The sequence below is a fragment of the Candidatus Limnocylindrales bacterium genome, from assembly GCA_035571835.1.
In the GTDB taxonomy this organism is placed as follows: Bacteria; Desulfobacterota; Binatia; order UBA1149; family CAITLU01; genus DATNBU01.
The window spans coordinates 43,072-60,482 of sequence record DATNBU010000026.1; the positions used below are offsets into that span (position 1 = coordinate 43,072).

Sequence of the window (17,411 nt, forward strand, 5' to 3'; positions counted from 1 at the left end):
CCGTCGATATGTGGCTGCCGCCGCGAGGAGGCATCCTCGCTGCGGGATCCGGCCCGCGTCCCACCTGCTGCGTACTCGAAAGCATGGGAACCTTTTGTGCGACACGCAAGAGGTCCTCTGCCCGCGCGAAGCCGATTGGAGGCGGCGATCACATCGGCGGATTTCCGTTGCAGTGACCTTCCCCGCAGGTTCCTGCTAGGACCGGTCGCACAGGACTCCGTGAGACAGTCGCGCCTCCCGCGCGCGACCTTGGCGGACAAAAGGAGACGCGCATGATTCGATGCTTAGGAAAACGCAGCGGCGACAACGTACTGGGGGTCGCGGCACTGCTGGTCGCGATGGTTCTCGCGAGCGGCTGCACGCAGGAAAGCCAGAACCAGATCGGTCGTTCCATTCAGAACTGGACCGGAACCAACGGCGTGCTCGATATTTTGGCCGGCGACAAGATCTACATGCGCTTCATCAAAATCGACAAGCTGAGCACCGCGATCGCGACCACCGGAAAGAGGGAGAAAGCCCGGCCGTACCGCTTCGGCTACGGGTATCACGACCGCAATCTGAACTACCGGATCGATCCCGGCGAAAAGAAGGTCTACTTCGAAGTCAGCGACTACTCGACTCAGTACGTCTTCTACGAAAACGACGAAGAGTAAGCGGCACGAAGAGTCGGGGGGAACTAAGGGCTGGAGAAACCGCCCGCGGCCTCAGTGAATGCGGACGGGCTGGTTGCCGAGGCCGCCGTTCTTCATGGCGCCGAGGCCGCCGGGCCCGGTCTGTCCGAGACTTCCGGCTCCATAATTTCCGATCGAATTACCGTGCATCTGTCCGAAGCCGCCGATGCCTTGATTGGCGGTGCCGCGGTTGTCGAGGGAGTCGTCGATGGTCGGCGGCTCGGCTTCGATCGCATCGTCGGTCAGCCCTTCGCCCATTCCGTGCAGGCCGCTGCGCAGCTGGCTCTGGTGCTGGACGCCGAGCATCGAGGAGTCGTGGCAGCAGTGGGCAGCGGCGAGCGGCGCGCTCGCCGCAATCAGAAACCCTGCAAGCACATATATGGATATCGAAGAGCGCATCGTCCCGTCCTCCTTGCCCGCCTCGGGATCTTGAACGAAAGCCGGCCGCCTTGCACGCGGCGATTTCGCGACGGAGGACTCACCATTTCGCATAGTGTTTCTCGGCGTACCCGAGCAAGCCTTGGACATCGACGGTCTGCCCCGTCTGCGTCACGAGCCGCCCGCGGTACCGGCCGAACATCTGATGAAAATTCGACGCGAGCAGCAGTGCGTTGAGTTTCTCGACGTGTGACCCTTCGGGGGTGAACTCGAGCTCCAGCCGTCCGTCGCTGTCGTGCAGGCTCCAGGCGTGCATCAGGTCGCGGCGGTCGTAGTCGAACGAGACGGCGCCGAGTCGATGGAGCCGGCCGTCGACCCAGAAGCAGTTTTCCGAGTGGCCGGTTTCATTGACGCCGCACGAAACGTTCATGCCGATCGTACGCCCGTCGGGGAGCCGTCCTGCAAGGCATCCCCAGTTCCAGAACGTCTCGCGGCGCATGTAACCCGCGCTCCAGTCGTTGTGCCCGAAGACCTCGTGCTCGCCGAGGTCGAGCGTGCGGCCGTCCCACCGGATCGTCCCGGTGACTCTTGCGCCGGCCGTCTTGCGGGCGAACACGAAGCCCGACGCGCCCGCGCGCGTCGAGATCCACATTGGCTGGATGAGAGGTTCCTGCTCGTCGAACACGGCATCGACTTCGACGCCGGCCGCCAGGCGCACCCACAACTGTCGCTGGCGCGGCTCGGCGGTCGCGGTCATCGCGAAATGATTGTCGCCGCTGCGGAACATGGCGCTGCCGTCTTCGGGTCGCTGGTCGAAGTGCGTTCCGAGCGCCAGCGGCGCGCGAAAGCTCCATTCGGTGAGCTTCCTGGTCAGAGGCTCGTAAAAATAAAGGAACGCCTGGCCGACCGTGCGGATGTCGATGAGTGCGCAACCGAACACGAGCGTTTCGGAAAGTGCGCCGAGAAACTGGAACTGGTGGAAGCCGAAATGCCGTGCGAGCCGCCCGCGCCGCCGGTCCATCGGCGAGCGCAGGTCGTAGTCGCGATAGTTGATCTCGGAGACGGGCTCCTCGAACACGCCGAAACGCACGTCCCCGTTACGATCGATCAGCCGGCCGCTGGTTCGCAAGATCCGTCCTCCATGTTGTCCGCCCCGGTCTCAGGCCGCCGGCTTTTCGAAAACGAGCAGGAACCGGTCGGCTGCGGCGTCCGCGCACGCACTCTTCGACGTCGAGTCGGAGCGATTGCGAAGGGCATCGCTTTCGGAGACGAGCCGGAAGCCGGCGTCCTCGATTTCCTTGCGGACGGTTTTGACGTCGGCGCGGCAGAGCGCGGCCGAGCGCGCATCCTCTCCGCTCGCGCGCGCATCGACGACGACGTAGCGGCCTCGCGGCGACAAGGCTGCCAGCACCGATCGATGGACGGCTGTACGATCGATCGAGCGCCGGGCCGCGTCGTGCGACGTGCCGCGTGCGAAGACGATGTCGATGCCCGTGACGTACGGCGGAAGCGGCGAGCCGAGGGGCAGGGCGAGCTCGGCGACGTCGGCGCCGCCCGCACCGTGCAGCCGCTTCTTCCATGCCTCGGCCGTTGCCGGATCGATCGACGCGGGATCGTTGTTGCCCCAGACCTTGCCGAAGCGGCGCACCGCGAGCGCCAGGACCTGTGCGAAGTAACCGTCGCCCGCCGAGAGATCGACGATCCGCATTCCGCGCGCGATGCCGGACGCCCGCAGGATGGCCTCGGTCTTTTCCGGCCCGTCGCGCAGGCGGTCATCGGCCGAGCGATACTCCGAATCGAGAGCATCGCGGATGTTGTCGGCCGGAAGCGCCAGCAGGTCTTTCAGCGAGCCGGATGGCTGGGACTTCGGTACGGAGTCTTCGGCGGAAACAGCGGGAACCGCGGCGGCGAGCAGCATCACAACGACAAGAGGCAGAGTCCGCCGCAACATGGACCACGTATAGCGCCGGTGGCGCTGCGACGGAACCTCCGCGGGCGAAGCGTGTGTACGGATGCTGCGCGATGCGCACCGGCGAGTGCTTCCCCGACTGAAGACCGATACAAGCGCGCGCGATCCAGGTGGCGACGTCGTGAGCGATCTTCGAAAGGGTTTCTGGAACGGCATCGGGGCGTATGCGTCCTGGGGAATCTTTCCGTTGTACTGGAAGCTGCTCAGCGACGTGCCGGTGCTGCAGGTGATCAGCCACCGCGTGCTGTGGTCGTCGGTGCTGCTGGCCGGTTACGTTGCGGTGTCGGGACAGGCCGCGTCGCTTCGCGAATCGATCCGCATGCGCGGAGTACTCGGCGTGTACGCCGTCGCGGCGATGCTGATCGGTGCCAACTGGTGCCTGTTCGTGTGGGCGGTCAGCTCGGGCTTCATCGTCGAGACCAGCCTCGGCTACTTCATCAATCCGTTGCTCAGCGTGCTGCTCGGCGTTTTCGTGCTCGGCGAGAAGTTGCGGCCGGGACAATGGGCAGCGGTTGTGCTGGCCGCTTCGGGCGTGCTGTACATCGCGGTATCACACGGCGATGTCCCGTGGATCTCGCTGACGCTGGCGACGACGTTTGCCTGCTACGCACTGGTCAAGAAGCGCGCGCCGCTGGGTTCGGTGCACGGCCTGACGATCGAAACCGGGCTGCTCGCGCTTCCGGCGCTCGCGTTCCTTGTATGGAACGAAGGGTCCGGCAACGGGGCATTCCTGCACCGCCCTGCGCAGACCAACGCGCTTCTGCTTGCCGCCGGCGCGGTTACCACCGCGCCGCTGCTCATGTTCGCGACCGCGGCGCAGGGCATCCCCATGCTGTGGATTGGAATCCTCCAGTACATCGCCCCGACGCTCCAGCTCGCGATCGGCGTCTTCGTCTTTCACGAGCCGTTCTCGCACGAGAGGCTGATCGGGTTTTCGCTGGTGTGGGCGGCGCTGGCGCTGTTCGCGGTGGAAGGAATCGTGGCGCATCGGGCGGCGGCCGTGGTGCCACCTCCGGAATAGGGATTACCGCGCTGCCGCGGAGGCATTCGTGCAACCATTTTACCGCGCGTGCCTCGGAGCGTAGGGAAAAGGCAACCGGGGCCCAGCCCGGGTCGATCGCGCCACGGCGCGATCGGCGGAGGCAGCGATGGCATTCATTCGAATCCTTTCTCCTTCGGAAGGCGGCCCGGCGCTCGCGGCTGCGCACGCGTACATGCGCGAAGTCGGCGGAAGCGCGATGGTCGCCAACATCGTGCGTCTGTTCAGCCAGCGTCCGTCATCGATGCAGCGAATGATCCGGTCGTGGGAGCTGGCGATGTGGATGGGCGACGAGCCGCGCCAGGTTCGTGAGCTCATTGGCGCAATGGTCTCGCGCATCAACCAGTGCGTGTATTGAGAAGACGCCCATTCGGCGTTCCTGCAGGCTGCAGGAGGAGATGGTCGTCGGGTTCGGGAGCTGGTCGATGGCACCGCGAGGAGCGCGACGCCGCTCGAAGACGCACTTACGATGCTCGTCCGCCGCTCATTCGAGGCTCCCGCGCTGCTGAGCGAAGCCGATCTCGATCCGCTCCGTGAAGCAGCAGGCGATTCGGCACTGACGTATGCGTGCGTGCTCGGCGCGTTCCACTACATCAACCGGATTGCCGACCTTCTTCACGTCGATTCCGAGTTCCTGCCGGAGTCGGCGCTGCGCTTCGGATCGGTCCGGCGCATCGGTGTATTTTTCGCGACCAGGCTGCTTCGCAGAATGGATCTTCGAAATCGCCACTATACGGGGTCGTTCGAGACCGAATGTGACCGGATCGCGCGACGCGCGGAAAAAGACGTCGACGTGCTCGCCCGCGAGCTTGCTGCCCTGCGACCGCGCCCGTGGCTCATCGAGGTCCTGCGGCTGTCTCTCGAGGAGCGCGAGCGCGCGCTGCTCGAGACCGAAGAAGTTGCGCGCGTGCACGCGCTGGTCGAAGAATTCCTTCCGCGAAACGCCGGGGAAGCCGAGGGCTTCCATCCGCGGCCCGACGATGCGCTCGAAGCGTTCGTATTTGTGGGCACTCGCTATGCGGCGCGCACCACACCCGACATGATCACGGCGCTTCGCCGCCAGGGTGCGAGCGAGCTGCGTATTCTCGACCTTGCGCACACCGTCGCCGACGCGAATCAATGGGCCAGGGTACGCCGGCTTCTCGGTCTTCCGCACGACCTGTTGACACCCACGTGGCATCAATCGTCGACAATCACGCCGTCTTGTCCCGCGATCATCGATGTTTCAGGAGATCCCGGATGACGTGGAACGCACAGGCCGGTGAGGTTTTCCGATGGTCGGCGTCGCGTCGGATGCACGAACGGAGCGGTGCGGATATTGCAAAAAGACACACCGGGACCGGCCGCCTGCGGGTATATCCCGCAGATGCCGAACAGCCGGAACGGCCTCCGGCAGCCGAATCAGAATCTTTTGACCAGGCCGGATCGCTCTCGAAGTCGAAATTTCCCTATAGGGGCCGGGGTGGCGCGGCTCACTGTGGCCCTGTTTGCTCCGGGATGCGCCGGAACGACGCCGAACGCCGGAAATCGGCAAAAAATGGCCTGTTTTCGTGATTTTCCGCTCTGCAGGGACCGGCAACCGGACCGGGTCGGAAAGCATCGGAACGCGGCCCGCCGCCGCTCGGACGGCGGTCGGCCGATGTGCGCGACCCCCGCGTTCGCGTTTTTTATCTCGGCTTCGGGCGTGACTCGCAGCCGTACTAAGGTAAACTCTTTCACGTTGACGACGTTGGATGCGACGGGGCGTGGCCACGGGGAACCCCCTGCGGGTCCGTGCCCACCGTCATGCAGCGTCCACCGAGCGAATCGAATCGAGACAAGTTCAAAGGAGAGCTTCCAATGAGAGTGAAGAGTTTGAGTTCGTTGTTCTGCGCGGTGGCGTTCTGCGGCACGGCGTCTGTGGCCATGGCCGGAGCGTATGGAGAGGCAGAGCAGGCCGAAGAGATGCCGCGTTCGGCGCCAGCTGTCGCGGAGACCGCTACGGTCGAAGAGTTCCAACCCTACGCATATCTGTCCGTTGGCGGCCTCTATGGTGCGCAGTTCTTCGAGAAAGAAGCACACCAGATCAACAAGACGTATGGATGGGGCGTCAATGCTCGCGCCGGATACCGTTTCCACCCGAACCTCTCGGCCGAGCTGCTGTTCGAGGACGTGATCCAGTTCGACGCCGACAGCGGCGGCAACAATCACAACCAGAACATCGATCGTGCCGTGTGGACCCTGATGCCCAACCTGAAAGTGTTCCCGATCGAAGGTTTTGCGGAGCCGTTCATTGAAGTCGGCGGCGGTCTGGTTCGCGCGGACAACAAGCGCAATCACGAGGTGATTCGCGCAGGCGGCCACGGCAGGCCTCCGCTCATCGGCCACGGCGTTGACGACGGCTACGGCTTCGGAATGCGCTTCGGGATCGGCGCGGACTTCTACGCGACCGACAACATCTACATCACGCCGGAAGTGGCCTACGTGCTTCCGCTGACGAGCGACGTCAAGCACTACGATCACCTGAACGTAGCGCTCAGCATCGGGTACGCGTTCCGCTAGGAGACGCGTTCCAGTCGCGAACGGTAAAAGGCCGGCTCCGGAAACGGGGCCGGCCTTTTTTTGTTCGTCATTTCCCGGCCGCAGATCGTGCCGGAGACTCGAGCGCCATCATCAGGAAGTGCCGGAGGACGGCAACGCGATCCCGCAGCGTGCGAGCGCATGCTCGGCCGCCTCGCTCCAGCCGCGATTGGCGGCAGGGCTTGCCGGGCTCGGATGCGGAATCTGGCCGCTTCGAATTCCAAGACGCTGCGCGAGAGGTGCGACGCGCGCGCCGGCAAAACCGCCGATGCCGATGATCCACCGGGGCTGGAGCGCTTCGACGGCTTCTGCGAGTGCACGCTCGCACGCCTCGAGAAGCGGCGTGCGCTCGGCCATCGGAAGCCGGTCGGGAGTAAGGTTGCGGCCGCTCTTTTCGACGAACGCGAGCGGACAGAAGTTGAGCACGAACCAGTCGGCGAAGAACGCCTCGGGTCGCACGAAGCGTTCGCGGGCCCAGCCCCACAGACGCGCGCCGCTGACTTCCGAGCGCGTGCACGCGAATCCCGTGACCGGTCGCGCCGGATGCTCGCGCAGGGGTTTTCCGATCGGCACGTCGATTCCCATCCAGTCGCGAACCAGGCCGACGTGTCCGAACGGAACTCCCGTTTGCACCATTCCGAACGGCCCGGGATTCATGCCGACGAGCACCACCTGCTTCGGCGCGCCGCCGTAGCGATCCACGTACGCCGCATATCCGGCGCGCGCATACGAGAGCGGGTTGTAGACGAACGCCGCGTGCTCGCCGAAGCGAAGCTCGTCGCACGCGGCCGACAGGCGATCGGCGGCCGTCATCAGGCGTTTTTTTGCCGCCGCGTTCGCGCCAGCGCCGGGCATCCGGTCAGCTCGCGGCTGGTGCGAGCGCTTCGAGCACGTTCCAGTCGGGCCTGGTCATCGCCAGCGGATGCAGCGGCTGGATGCAGACGTGATTGGCGCCGGCATCGTGATGCGCCTTGATGCGCGCGCGGATCTGATCCTCGTTGCCCCACGCGACGATCGCGTCGACGAGCCGGTTGCTGCCGCCGGCCGTGAAATCTTCGTCGTGGTAGCCGAAGCGCTCGAGGTTCGTGCGGTAATTCGGCAGCTCGAGGTACATCGCGATCGCGTGCCGGGCGACGCTTCGCGCCTTTTCGGGATCAGTCTCCAGCAGCACCTTCTGCTCGACGCACAGCCACGCATCCGGGCCCATCGTGCGCCGGGCGAATTCGGTGTGCTCGGGCGGAACGAGATACGGATGCGCACCGGCGGTCCGTTCCGCCGCAAGCGCGAGCATGCGGGGATGCAGCGCGCCGATCACGGTTGGCGCCGCATGGGTCGGCGGTATGGCCGAATACGGCGCACGATCCATTGCGTCGAGGTAGCTGCGCATCATCGAGAGCGGCTTCGAATAGTCGTGTCCGCGCACTCCTGAGACGAGCGGGCGGTGGGAGACTCCGATGCCGAGCAGGAAGCGTCCGCCCGACTGCTCGGCAAGCGTCGCACGGCCGGCCGCCATCGTCATCGCGTCGCGAGCCCAGATGTTGGCAATGCCGGTCGCGACGACGAGCTTTGACGTCGAGCACAGCAGGAACGATGCGCTCGCGAATGCCTCGCGACCGAGCGCTTCGGGAATCCACAGCGCGCCGTAGCCGAGCGCTTCGATCCGCCTGGCGGCGGCCGCAGCTTCCTCGGCCGCCATTGCGTCGAAGAAATACCAGACACCGAGTTTTCCGATCTCCATGCTGGAGCCCTCCGCGGCCGAAGTATGACGGCGACGGAACCGGGGCAACAGCTTTTGCCCGCTTGCCGGTGCCCGGTGCCTCGGATAGCAGCGCGGGTCAGTCAGGCGGAGGACCCATGGATCTCAGTTACAGCGCCGAGTACGAAGCGTTCCGCGGCGAAGTGCGCGCGTTCCTCGACGAGCACTGGACAGGCGAAGACCGTGCGCGCCACGGCGGCAATGACCAGCTGATCGGCCGCATCGCGCGCCCGGAGGCCCGCGTCACCGAGTTTCGCGAACAGGCCATCGCCGCCGGTTATCTCTACCGCAACATCCCGCGCCAGTGGGGCGGCGGCGAGAAGCCGTTCGATCCGCTTCGCTCGGCCATCATCCGCGAGGAATTCAAGCGCGCGCGTGCGCCGCGCGAGATGGTCGGGCAGGGACCGTCGATGCTCGTGTTCACGCTGCTCGAGCACGGAACCGATGAGCAGAAACGCCGCTTCATAAAGAGCACGCTTCTCGGCGAAACCCTGTGGTGCCAGGGCTACTCCGAGCCCGGCGCCGGAAGCGACCTTGCATCGCTGCGAACGCGGGCCGAGCTCGACGGCGACCAGTGGGTTCTCAACGGCCAGAAGATCTGGACGTCGAATGCGCAGGAAGCCGACTGGATGTTCGCGCTCGTGCGCACCGAGCCCGACGCTCCCAAGCACGACGGCATCAGCTACCTTCTTCTCGACATGAAGACGCCCGGTATCACCGTGCGCCCGCTGCGCCAGATCACCGGCGATTCCGACTTCAACGAAGTGTTCTTCGACAACGTGCGCGTGCCGCGCACCGGCCTGGTCGGCGAGCGAGGCAAAGGCTGGATCGTCAGCCGCTCGACCCTCAAGTACGAGCGCGCGCTGATCGGCGACACCGACATCAACCGGCGCACGCTCGACGGCATGGTCATGCTCGCGCGCGCGATCGACCGCCGTGGGAGGCCTGCGATCGAAGATCCGGTTCTGCGCGGCCGTCTCGTCGAGGTCGAAACGCGCCTCGTCGCGGCCGAGTTCCACTCGATGCGCCTGCTGACGATGCAGGCAAAAGGCGAAGAGCCTGGTGTTGCCGGCCTGGTGCCGAAGCTCTGCGGCACGCAGCTCACCTACGACATGGCGCGCCTTGCGATGGACATCTGTGCGGAAGGCGCCGCGCTCGCGCCGGGCGAGCCGGAAGCGCCGGCAATGGGAATGTTCGTCAACGCGTATCTGTGGTCGCTCGGGATCCTGATTGCCGGCGGTACGGCCAATATCCAGCGCAACATCATCGCCGAACGCGGCCTCGGCATGCCGCGCGACGCATCACAGAAACGCTGAACCGTACAGCGCCGCTTTCGGCGGGACGGCAAGCGGCCGGCGCCAGATCAGAGGATGACATGGATTTCGGACTGACCGACGAACAACGAGCCCTGGCGGAAACCCTGCGGCGCTATCTCGCAGACGAGTGTCCCGCGACACGCGTGCGCACGGCGATGGAGTCGGAGAACGGCCACGATGCGGCGCTGTGGCAGGGCCTCTGCGATCTCGGAGTGCTTGCGCTCGCCGTGCCGGAAACGCTCGGCGGAATGGGCGACGAGCTGCTCAGCCTTGCGCTCGTCTCCGAACAGATCGGTTATGCCGCGGCACCGGGACCGTTCGTCGGTGCAGCAACTGCAGTCGTTGCATTGGCCAACGCAGACGACGCCGATGCGGCGGCAAGCTGGCTGCCGCGTATCGCATCCGGCGAAGCTCTCGCGACGGCTGCCGTCGGCGAGAGCGGGGGCCGCTGGGATGCTGACGAGCTCGCGGCAAAAGTCGACGTCGACAACGGCGACGGCGTGAAGCAGTCCGGCCAGCTTCGCGGGACCAAGTCGCAGGTGCCGTACGGAAGCCTCGCGGATCTGCACGTGGTGGCAGCGCGCGACGGCGACGACGTGGCCGTGTGGATCGTCGAACGCGCTCGTCCGGCCGTGGTCGCGAGCGATCTTTCCGGAAACGACCTGACCCGTCGCCTGTCGTCGGTCGAGTACCGCGGCGCCGAAGCGCGCCGCATCGGCGGGCGGCGTACGTTCGAGAAGATGCGCGACGCCGCGCTGATCCTGCTGGCCGCCGACGCGTACGGCGGCGCGCGGCGCTGCCTCGACATGGCGCGCGAATATGCGCTCACGCGCGAGCAGTTCGGGCAGCCGATCGGTGCCTTCCAGGCGGTCAAGCATCAGCTTGCCAACCTTGCCGTCGAGATCGAGCCGTCGATGTCGCTGTGGTGGTACGCTGCGCACGCGTTCGACCGCATTCCCGACCAGGCTCCGCGGCACGCCGCGCTCGCCAAGGCGTTTTCCAGCGACCTGTTCGATCGCGCCGCGCGCGATTCGACCGAGCTGCACGGCGGCATCGGTTTTACGTGGGAGTTCGACCTGCACCTGTGGCTGCGCCGGTCGATGTTCGATCGTGCATTCTTCGGCGATGCGCATTACCACCGCGCCCGCGCTGCCGCGCTGGCCGGCTGGTAAGCATGGGCTTTCATTCCGGAAGCCGCGACGCTACCGCCAAAGCTGCCTTTCTTGCCGCCGTGCTTGCGCTCAGCGCGCTGGCGCTGTGGATGGTATGGCCGGCGTTTCGTCCGGGCCGCATCATCAATCTCGATGCGCCACGGCATCTGCTTCGCGCGTTCGTGATGACGAACCAGTTCCTGCCGAGCGGCCACGTCGACGGGTTGTCGCCGTGGTGGTACCTCGGCGCCCAGCTGTTCCTGTTCCAGTCGTACGGCTACTTCTTCCTGATCGGGATCACATCGATCGTGCTGTCTGGATGGGCGCATGTCGCGACGCTCCACCAGATCTTCAAGTTCTACTATGTTCTTCCGATCCTGCTGCTGCCGGGCGTAACCGCGCTGCTCGCGAGGCGGCTCGGCATTGCACGGCGCGGAGCGGCCGCCGCTGCGCTCGCCAGTCTCATCTTCACGTCGCCGCTCGGTTACGGCGTGCAGGGGATGTTCGGGATCGGTCTGCTGCTGCAGGGTGCGGGCGTCGTCTGCTTCGCGCTGGCGTGGCCGGAGTTCCTGGCCGTACTGGTGGATCGCTCGCGCGCGCCATGGCGCGCGGTGCTGATGGTGGCCGCCGTCGTCATCTGCCACTTCATCAGCGGCGCGTACACGCTCGGTGCGGCAGGGCTGGCGGCAGCCTGGCTGGCGCTTACGACGCGCTCGCTTCGTCCGCTGATGCGCTACGCGCTGGTCACGTCGCTGGTGCTGCTGATCGCCGGACACTCGCTGTTCCCGAGTGTCGAGCTGCACTCGATGTCGGGGCAAGGCGTCGGGTGGGGAACCGAGCGCGATCGTTTCTGGAGACTTCTGGCGGGGACATTGTTCGGCGCCCGCGAGCTCGCGCTGCCGGCCATCGCGGCCGCCGCGTGGGCGGTCTTTCGCGGCAATCGGATGCTTTCGATCTCGGCCATGCTTTTTTTCACGACCGCGCTCGCCGGCGGCGCCAACGAACAGCCGTGGATGCCTGCTCCGCTCGAATCGATCATCCAGCTCCTGCTGCGGCCGAGAGCGCTGCCGTACGCGGCCCTGCTTCAGGCGGTGTTCGCGGGACTCGCGGCCGATCGGGTTCTCGCCGTCATCGAGAGCGCCGCTGCAAAGTACGTCGACCTGCCGAGGTACCGGTGGTGGGCGCTCGCGGCTCCTGCGGTGTTCGCTGTGATGCTGCTCGCCGGCCGCGATGAGCTCAACTACCAGCGGCGCTTCGTCAAAACCGAGTCCGAGCTCAGCCGTCGCGATCACACCGTGTACCTGAAGCTCGTCGAATGGCTGCGCAGCAACGTGCACCCGCCGGCCATCGTCGCCGTGCCGAGAACGCTGCTGCCGCAGAGCGCGGTCGGCGCGCGCAGCGTGATCAGCTTTCTCAATCTCGACACTGGCCTGTACACGTTTCAAGGCGACCAGGCCGAGCTCACGCGTGCATCGCGTCACTCCGGACGCGTCGACCTCGACCGCCTCGATAAAGGGCTGTCACGAAATGCCGGCATTCTGCGCGCGGCCGGCGTGTCGTACGTCATCCTGAGCGACCGCGACCTGCGCCAGCGACTCGCCGACGTGCCCGAGCTCGAGCAAGTCTTCGAATACGACCAGAGCTCGCACAGGCGAGGCAGCACGAAGCACGGCCGTCGCCACGACGATCGCCATGTCCGTCGCCACGGCACGCGCCAAGACCACGAGGACGACGAGGACGAAAAATCGGTCGGCGTCGCGGTCTATCGACTGCGCGGCGGCGGCGAATGGCTTCGCGGTCCGGGTCTGCATGCCGAAAGCCTGGAGAAACTTCCCGAGCACCTTTCGTGGAATGTCACGGTCGAAGGCACGTCAGGCGTCCGGCCGGCCACCGCGGCGCTCAACTGGCATCCGAACTGGACCGCGCGCGTCGACGGCGTCGCCACTCGCACCCGCATGACGCCGTCGCGCCGCGTGCAGTTCGACATTCCGGCCGGCAAGAGCCGCGTGACGCTGGATTTCGTGCGCACCACGCGCGAAAAAGTGTGGAACGCGCTGTCGCTCGCAACATTCGTCGCGGTGCTCGTGCTTTGGTGGCGCGACACGCGCGCCCGCCGCGGCCGGACTGCGACCGCATCGCTTCCCGAGGAGATGTCATGAAGGTACGTGCAGCAGTTGCTCATGCGGCCGGTGAGCCGCTTGCGATCGAGACAGTCGATCTCGAAGGACCGCGCGCCGGCGAAGTACTGGTCGAGATTCGCGCGACCGGCGTCTGCCACACCGATGCCTACACACTCTCCGGCAAGGACCCGGAAGGACTTTTCCCCGCCATCCTCGGGCACGAAGGCGCGGGTGTCGTCGTCGACGTCGGCGCCGGAGTGACGAGCCTTGCCAAAGGCGACCACGTGATCCCGCTGTACGTTCCCGAATGCCGCCAGTGCGATTACTGCACGAGCGGCAGGACCAACCTGTGCCAGTCGATCCGCGAAACACAGGGACGCGGCCTCATGCCGGACGGAACCAGCCGGTTCTCGCTCGGCGGAAAGCCGCTGCTGCATTACATGGGCACGTCCACGTTCTCGAATTACACCGTGGTCCCGGAGATCTCGCTCGCGAAGATCCGCAGCGACGCGCCGTTCGACAAGGTCTGCTACATCGGATGCGGCGTCACGACCGGTATCGGAGCGGTGATCAACACGGCTAAAGTCCGTCCCGGCGACAACGTCGTCGTGTTCGGTCTCGGCGGCATCGGGCTCAACGTCGTGCAGGGAGCGAGGCTTGCCGGCGCCGCGATGATCGTCGGCGTCGACGTGAATCCCGCACGCAAGGCGCTCGCCGAGAAGTTCGGCATGACACACTTCGTGAACCCGAAAGAAGTCGAAGGCGATCTCGTCCCGTATCTCGTCAGCCTGACCCGGGGCGGCGCCGATTTCAGCTTCGAGTGCATTGGCAGCGTGGCGGTGATGCGCCAGGCACTCGAGTGCTGCCACAAGGGATGGGGAACCAGCGTCATCATCGGCGTCGCGGGCGCGGGTGAGGAGATCGCGACGCGCCCGTTCCAGCTCGTGACGGGCCGCGTCTGGAAAGGAACCGCGTTCGGCGGCGCGAAGGGTCGCACCGACGTACCGCGCATCGTCGACTGGTACATGGACGGGCGCATCAACATCGACGACCTGATCACCCACACGATGCCGCTCGCGGACATCAATCGGGCGTTCGACCTGATGCATCACGGGGAGTCGATCCGCAGCGTCGTCACGTTCTAGTCCCACACTAGCCCCACAATTCTCCCCTTGAGTCGGCTGGGTATTTGCAGGCATAGTGCGCGGGCTTTCTGCACCTCCGTGCAGATCGGCACGGGAGGAGACCATGAATCGACTCAAGGCTGCGGCAGCGGCGGGGCTTGCCGCATTGGTCAGCGTGTTCGTCGTCGGCAGTCCGCCGGCGCACGCCTTCGTGACGTTCGAGAGCGGGCAGGTGCGTCCGCTTGCGATGTCTCCGGACGGCAACCGCCTGTTCGTCTGCAACACGCCGGATAACCGGGTCGAGATCTTCGACATTGGTGTGGACGGGCTGACGCACGTGACATCGGTGCCGGTCGGCCTCGAGCCGGTTGCGGTCGCAGCGCGCACCAACACCGAGATCTGGGTCGTCAACCACCTGTCCGACAGCGTCAGCATCGTCGACCTGAGCGATATCAGCGAGCCGCGCGTGACCCGCAGCCTCACCGTCGGCGACGAGCCGCGCGACATCGTCTTCGGCGGACCCGCGTTCGACCACGCCTACATCACGACGGCCCATCGCGGACAGAACATCCCGTTCGATCCACAGCTTACGACGCCGGGCGTCGGCCGCGCCGACGTCTGGGTATTCGATGCGAACGATCTCGGGTCGAGCTTCGGCGGTGACGAGGAGACGATCCTTACGCTGTTCGGCGACACGCCGCGGCCGCTCGCGGTCAGCCCGGACGGCACCCGCGTCTACGCGGGCGTGTTCCTGTCGGGCAACCAGACGATGACGCTCGGCGAAGGCATGGTGCCCAACGGCGGCGAGCCCAACGGGCTTCCCGATCCGCCGACGAACCATTCGGGCGATGCGCGGCCGGAGGTCGGCCTGATCGTCAAGTTCAACGGCTCGCAGTGGGTGGATGAGCTCGGCCGCGACTGGTCGGGCCAGGTCAAGTTCACGCTGCCGGACTACGACGTGTTCTCGATCGATTCGTCCATGGATCCGCCGGCGGTCACCGGCGGCGCTCCGGGACTGCGCTTCGCCCACGTCGGCACGACGCTGTTCAACATGGCGATCAATCCGTCCGACGGAAAGCTGTTCGTGACGAATCTCGAGGCGTTCAACGACGTTCGCTTCGAAGGTCCCGGGACGTACGCCGATACGACGGTTCGCGGACATCTCGTCGAAAGCCGGATCACCGTCATCGATCCGGTCGCGCAGACCGTCACGCCGCGGCACCTGAACAAGCACATCACGTACGACGACATCTTCGATCCGGCTCCGAATGCGACCAACGACAAGAGCCTCGCGTTCCCGCTCGGCATGGCGTTCAACGCCGCGGGGACCAAGCTCTATGTCGCCGCGCTCGGATCGAGCAAGATCGGCGTCTACGTTCCGTCCGAGATCGAAAACAACACGTTCACGCCGAACGTCGCGAACCAGATCGAGGTCAGCGGCGGCGGCCCGACCGGCGTGGTTCTCGATGAAGACAACGCGCGCCTGTACGTGCTGACGCGCTTCGACAACTCCGTGTCGGTCGTCGATACCGCGATCAACACGGAGGAGAGCCACATCTCGCTGCACAATCCGGAACCGGCCAGCGTCGTTGCCGGCCGCCCGTTCCTTTACGATGCACGGCTGACGTCATCGCGCGGCGACCAGGCGTGCGCGTCGTGCCATATCTTCGGCGACTTCGACGCGCTCGCATGGGATCTCGGCAATCCGGACGACGACAAGGTCGCCAATCCGCTGCAGTTCACGATCGGCCCGGTCTTCGGCATCGATCCGGCCTTCCATCCGATGAAGGGCCCCATGACGACGCAGAGCCTGCGCGGCATGGACAACCACGGGGCGATGCACTGGCGTGGCGACCGCAACGGAGGATCGGCCGGCAGCAGCCAGCCGAACGGCGGCGTCTACAACGAGCAGGCCGCATTCAAGAAGTTCAATCCGGCATTCGTCGGGCTCATCGGCCGCAGCGAGCAGCTGACGACCGCACAGATGCAGTCGTTCACGGACTTCGTTCTGGACGTCATGTATCCGCCGAATCCGAACCGGGCGCTCAACAACCAGCTCGATGCCGACCAGCTGGCAGCCCAGACCCTGTACTTTGGCCACAACACCGACACGGTGTTCAACTGCAACGGCTGCCACACGTTCAACCGCAACGGCAATGCGGGCGTTGCGCATCCGGGCTTCTTCGGAACCGACGGCCACGGGTCGTTCGAGAACGAGACGCAGATGATGAAGATCGCGCAGCTGCGCAACCTCTATCAGAAGGTCGGCATGTTCGGCATGGCGACCGAGCCTTTCGTGAATCCCGGGAACAACGGTCCTCAAGGGGACCAGGTGCGCGGATTCGGATACCTGCACGACGGCAGCACCGATACGATCTTCCGCTTCCTCCAGGCGACCGTGTTCAACAACCAGTCGCCGACGTCGGGCTTCGCCGCGGGTGCGGCCGGTGACGTCGAGCGCCGCCAGATGGAGAAGCTCATTCTCGCGTTCGACAGCAATCACCGGCCGATCGTCGGCCAGCAGGCGACGCTGTCGTCGACGAGCGGCGGCGACGCCGATACCCGCGTCGACCTGATGATCGCGCGTGCCGCTGCGGGCGAGTGCGACGTGATCGCCAAAGGCGTCGTCGGCGGCGAAGAGAGGGGATGGTTCTACCAAGGCTCCCACCAGTTCTCGAGTGATCGCGACAGCGAAGGCCTGATCGCCGAAGCGACGCTGCGCGGATACGCGGCGACTCCTGGACAGGAACTCACGTTCACCGCGGTTCCGACCGGCGAGGGCGAGCGCGAAGGCATCGATCGCGATCAGGACGGCTATCTCGACGCCGACGAGCTCGACGGCGGTTCGGACCCGGCCGACGAATCGAGCCTGCCGTGCATCGACACGACCGGCGGCCAGATCTTCCGGAAAGCCTCGCTGCAGGAGAGCAAAGGAAAGCTGAAGATCACCGCCGACCTCACGCTCGCGAACGCGTTCAGCGGCGGCATCATCTCGGTCGAGGCCGAGGATGGCGACGGTGTGATCTTCTCGGGCATTGTCGACGCGGCCAGCCTCGTGCCGAACAACGCCGGCACGATGTACAAGTACAAGGCGCCGACGGGAACGCACGGCATCACCAAGCTCAGCATCAAGGCGAACTCGGGCACGCCGGGCCTCTACCGCGTGAAGATCCAGACCGACCAGGCCTGGACCGCTCCCGGCGCCGACGAGACGATTGCGACCACCTCGGTGACGATCCAGGTGATCGACGAATGCTTCGAGGGCCCGGCGACGAAGGTCTACTGAGCGATCACGGGCTCGCCGGCACCCGATTCATTCGGATGCCGG

Annotated in this window: 15 protein-coding genes; 10 read left to right on the forward strand and 5 right to left on the reverse strand. The window is 65.6% G+C overall.

Annotated features, from left to right (window positions below):
• Window positions 1–272 precede the first annotated feature (272 nt).
• Window positions 273–653: a hypothetical protein gene (locus tag VN634_10645; GenBank protein HXC51332.1), complete on the forward strand. Its 381-nt coding sequence runs from the start codon at window positions 273–275 to the stop codon at window positions 651–653.
• 51 nt (window positions 654–704) lie between these two features.
• On the opposite strand, the gene VN634_10650 is transcribed toward VN634_10645, so the two are convergent.
• From VN634_10650 to VN634_10660, 3 genes are all read right to left on the reverse strand, one after another.
• Window positions 705–1,070 carry a hypothetical protein gene (locus VN634_10650; protein ID HXC51333.1) on the reverse strand — a complete coding sequence of 122 codons (366 nt, stop codon included), beginning with the start codon at window positions 1,068–1,070 and terminating at the stop codon, window positions 705–707.
• A 79-nt stretch (window positions 1,071–1,149) separates the two neighbouring features.
• Window positions 1,150–2,178, reverse strand: coding sequence for a DUF2804 domain-containing protein (locus tag VN634_10655; GenBank protein ID HXC51334.1), 1,029 nt, complete (start codon window positions 2,176–2,178; stop codon window positions 1,150–1,152).
• Between the two features lie 30 nt (window positions 2,179–2,208).
• Window positions 2,209–3,000, reverse strand: a complete 792-nt coding sequence (locus VN634_10660) for a hypothetical protein (protein ID HXC51335.1) — start codon at window positions 2,998–3,000, stop codon at window positions 2,209–2,211.
• Between the two features lie 139 nt (window positions 3,001–3,139).
• On the opposite strand from VN634_10660, the gene rarD reads away from it, so the two are divergent.
• The 4 genes from rarD (at window position 3,140) to VN634_10680 (ending at window position 6,598) form a co-directional block, all read left to right on the forward strand.
• Window positions 3,140–4,039: an EamA family transporter RarD gene (gene rarD / locus VN634_10665; protein HXC51336.1), complete on the forward strand. Its 900-nt coding sequence runs from the start codon at window positions 3,140–3,142 to the stop codon at window positions 4,037–4,039.
• Window positions 4,040–4,166: 127 nt separating this feature from the next.
• Window positions 4,167–4,415, forward strand: coding sequence for a hypothetical protein (locus VN634_10670; GenBank protein HXC51337.1), 249 nt, complete (start codon window positions 4,167–4,169; stop codon window positions 4,413–4,415).
• Between the two features lie 111 nt (window positions 4,416–4,526).
• Window positions 4,527–5,300: a hypothetical protein gene (locus VN634_10675; GenBank protein HXC51338.1), complete on the forward strand. Its 774-nt coding sequence runs from the start codon at window positions 4,527–4,529 to the stop codon at window positions 5,298–5,300.
• A gap of 596 nt (window positions 5,301–5,896) precedes the next feature.
• Window positions 5,897–6,598, forward strand: coding sequence for an outer membrane beta-barrel protein (locus VN634_10680; GenBank protein HXC51339.1), 702 nt, complete (start codon window positions 5,897–5,899; stop codon window positions 6,596–6,598).
• Between the two features lie 111 nt (window positions 6,599–6,709).
• Here VN634_10680 and VN634_10685 read toward each other — a convergent pair whose 3' ends face one another.
• Together VN634_10685 and VN634_10690 are read right to left on the reverse strand one after the other, a co-directional pair.
• Window positions 6,710–7,429 (reverse strand): uracil-DNA glycosylase family protein, encoded by a 720-nt coding sequence (locus VN634_10685; protein HXC51340.1) that lies wholly within the window; start codon window positions 7,427–7,429, stop codon window positions 6,710–6,712.
• A 46-nt stretch (window positions 7,430–7,475) separates the two neighbouring features.
• A complete protein-coding gene (locus VN634_10690; GenBank protein HXC51341.1) occupies window positions 7,476–8,354 on the reverse strand; it encodes a TIGR03620 family F420-dependent LLM class oxidoreductase in 879 nt (292 codons plus the stop codon).
• Between the two features lie 116 nt (window positions 8,355–8,470).
• Here VN634_10690 and VN634_10695 point away from each other — a divergent pair, with 116 nt between their 5' ends.
• The 5 genes from VN634_10695 (at window position 8,471) to VN634_10715 (ending at window position 17,369) form a co-directional block, all read left to right on the forward strand.
• Complete coding sequence (locus VN634_10695) at window positions 8,471–9,688, forward strand: acyl-CoA dehydrogenase family protein (GenBank protein ID HXC51342.1); 1,218 nt, start codon at window positions 8,471–8,473, stop codon at window positions 9,686–9,688.
• A 59-nt stretch (window positions 9,689–9,747) separates the two neighbouring features.
• Window positions 9,748–10,860: an acyl-CoA dehydrogenase family protein gene (locus VN634_10700; protein HXC51343.1), complete on the forward strand. Its 1,113-nt coding sequence runs from the start codon at window positions 9,748–9,750 to the stop codon at window positions 10,858–10,860.
• A gap of 2 nt (window positions 10,861–10,862) precedes the next feature.
• A complete protein-coding gene (locus tag VN634_10705; GenBank protein ID HXC51344.1) occupies window positions 10,863–12,998 on the forward strand; it encodes a hypothetical protein in 2,136 nt (711 codons plus the stop codon).
• Entirely contained in the window at window positions 12,995–14,104 is a 1,110-nt protein-coding gene (locus tag VN634_10710) for an S-(hydroxymethyl)glutathione dehydrogenase/class III alcohol dehydrogenase (protein HXC51345.1), read from the forward strand. The genes VN634_10705 and VN634_10710 overlap by 4 nt, the downstream gene beginning before the upstream one ends.
• 103 nt (window positions 14,105–14,207) lie before the next feature.
• Window positions 14,208–17,369 (forward strand): hypothetical protein, encoded by a 3,162-nt coding sequence (locus VN634_10715; GenBank protein ID HXC51346.1) that lies wholly within the window; start codon window positions 14,208–14,210, stop codon window positions 17,367–17,369.
• Window positions 17,370–17,411 lie beyond the last annotated feature (42 nt).

What these genes read in the sequence shown, in the direction of transcription:
- VN634_10705 (HXC51344.1), top strand. Translation starts at nt 10,863, where the DNA reads ATGGGCTTTCATTCCGGAAGCCGCGACGCTACCGCCAAAGCTGCCTTT.
- VN634_10695 (HXC51342.1), top strand. Translation starts at nt 8,471, where the DNA reads ATGGATCTCAGTTACAGCGCCGAGTACGAAGCGTTCCGCGGCGAAGTG.
- VN634_10700 (HXC51343.1), top strand. Translation starts at nt 9,748, where the DNA reads ATGGATTTCGGACTGACCGACGAACAACGAGCCCTGGCGGAAACCCTG.
- VN634_10660 (HXC51335.1), bottom strand. Translation starts at nt 3,000, where the DNA reads ATGTTGCGGCGGACTCTGCCTCTTGTCGTTGTGATGCTGCTCGCCGCC.
- VN634_10645 (HXC51332.1), top strand. Translation starts at nt 273, where the DNA reads ATGATTCGATGCTTAGGAAAACGCAGCGGCGACAACGTACTGGGGGTC.
- VN634_10710 (HXC51345.1), top strand. Translation starts at nt 12,995, where the DNA reads ATGAAGGTACGTGCAGCAGTTGCTCATGCGGCCGGTGAGCCGCTTGCG.
- VN634_10715 (HXC51346.1), top strand. Translation starts at nt 14,208, where the DNA reads ATGAATCGACTCAAGGCTGCGGCAGCGGCGGGGCTTGCCGCATTGGTC.
- VN634_10680 (HXC51339.1), top strand. Translation starts at nt 5,897, where the DNA reads ATGAGAGTGAAGAGTTTGAGTTCGTTGTTCTGCGCGGTGGCGTTCTGC.
- VN634_10650 (HXC51333.1), bottom strand. Translation starts at nt 1,070, where the DNA reads ATGCGCTCTTCGATATCCATATATGTGCTTGCAGGGTTTCTGATTGCG.
- VN634_10690 (HXC51341.1), bottom strand. Translation starts at nt 8,354, where the DNA reads ATGGAGATCGGAAAACTCGGTGTCTGGTATTTCTTCGACGCAATGGCG.
- VN634_10670 (HXC51337.1), top strand. Translation starts at nt 4,167, where the DNA reads ATGGCATTCATTCGAATCCTTTCTCCTTCGGAAGGCGGCCCGGCGCTC.
- VN634_10685 (HXC51340.1), bottom strand. Translation starts at nt 7,429, where the DNA reads ATGACGGCCGCCGATCGCCTGTCGGCCGCGTGCGACGAGCTTCGCTTC.
- VN634_10675 (HXC51338.1), top strand. Translation starts at nt 4,527, where the DNA reads ATGCTCGTCCGCCGCTCATTCGAGGCTCCCGCGCTGCTGAGCGAAGCC.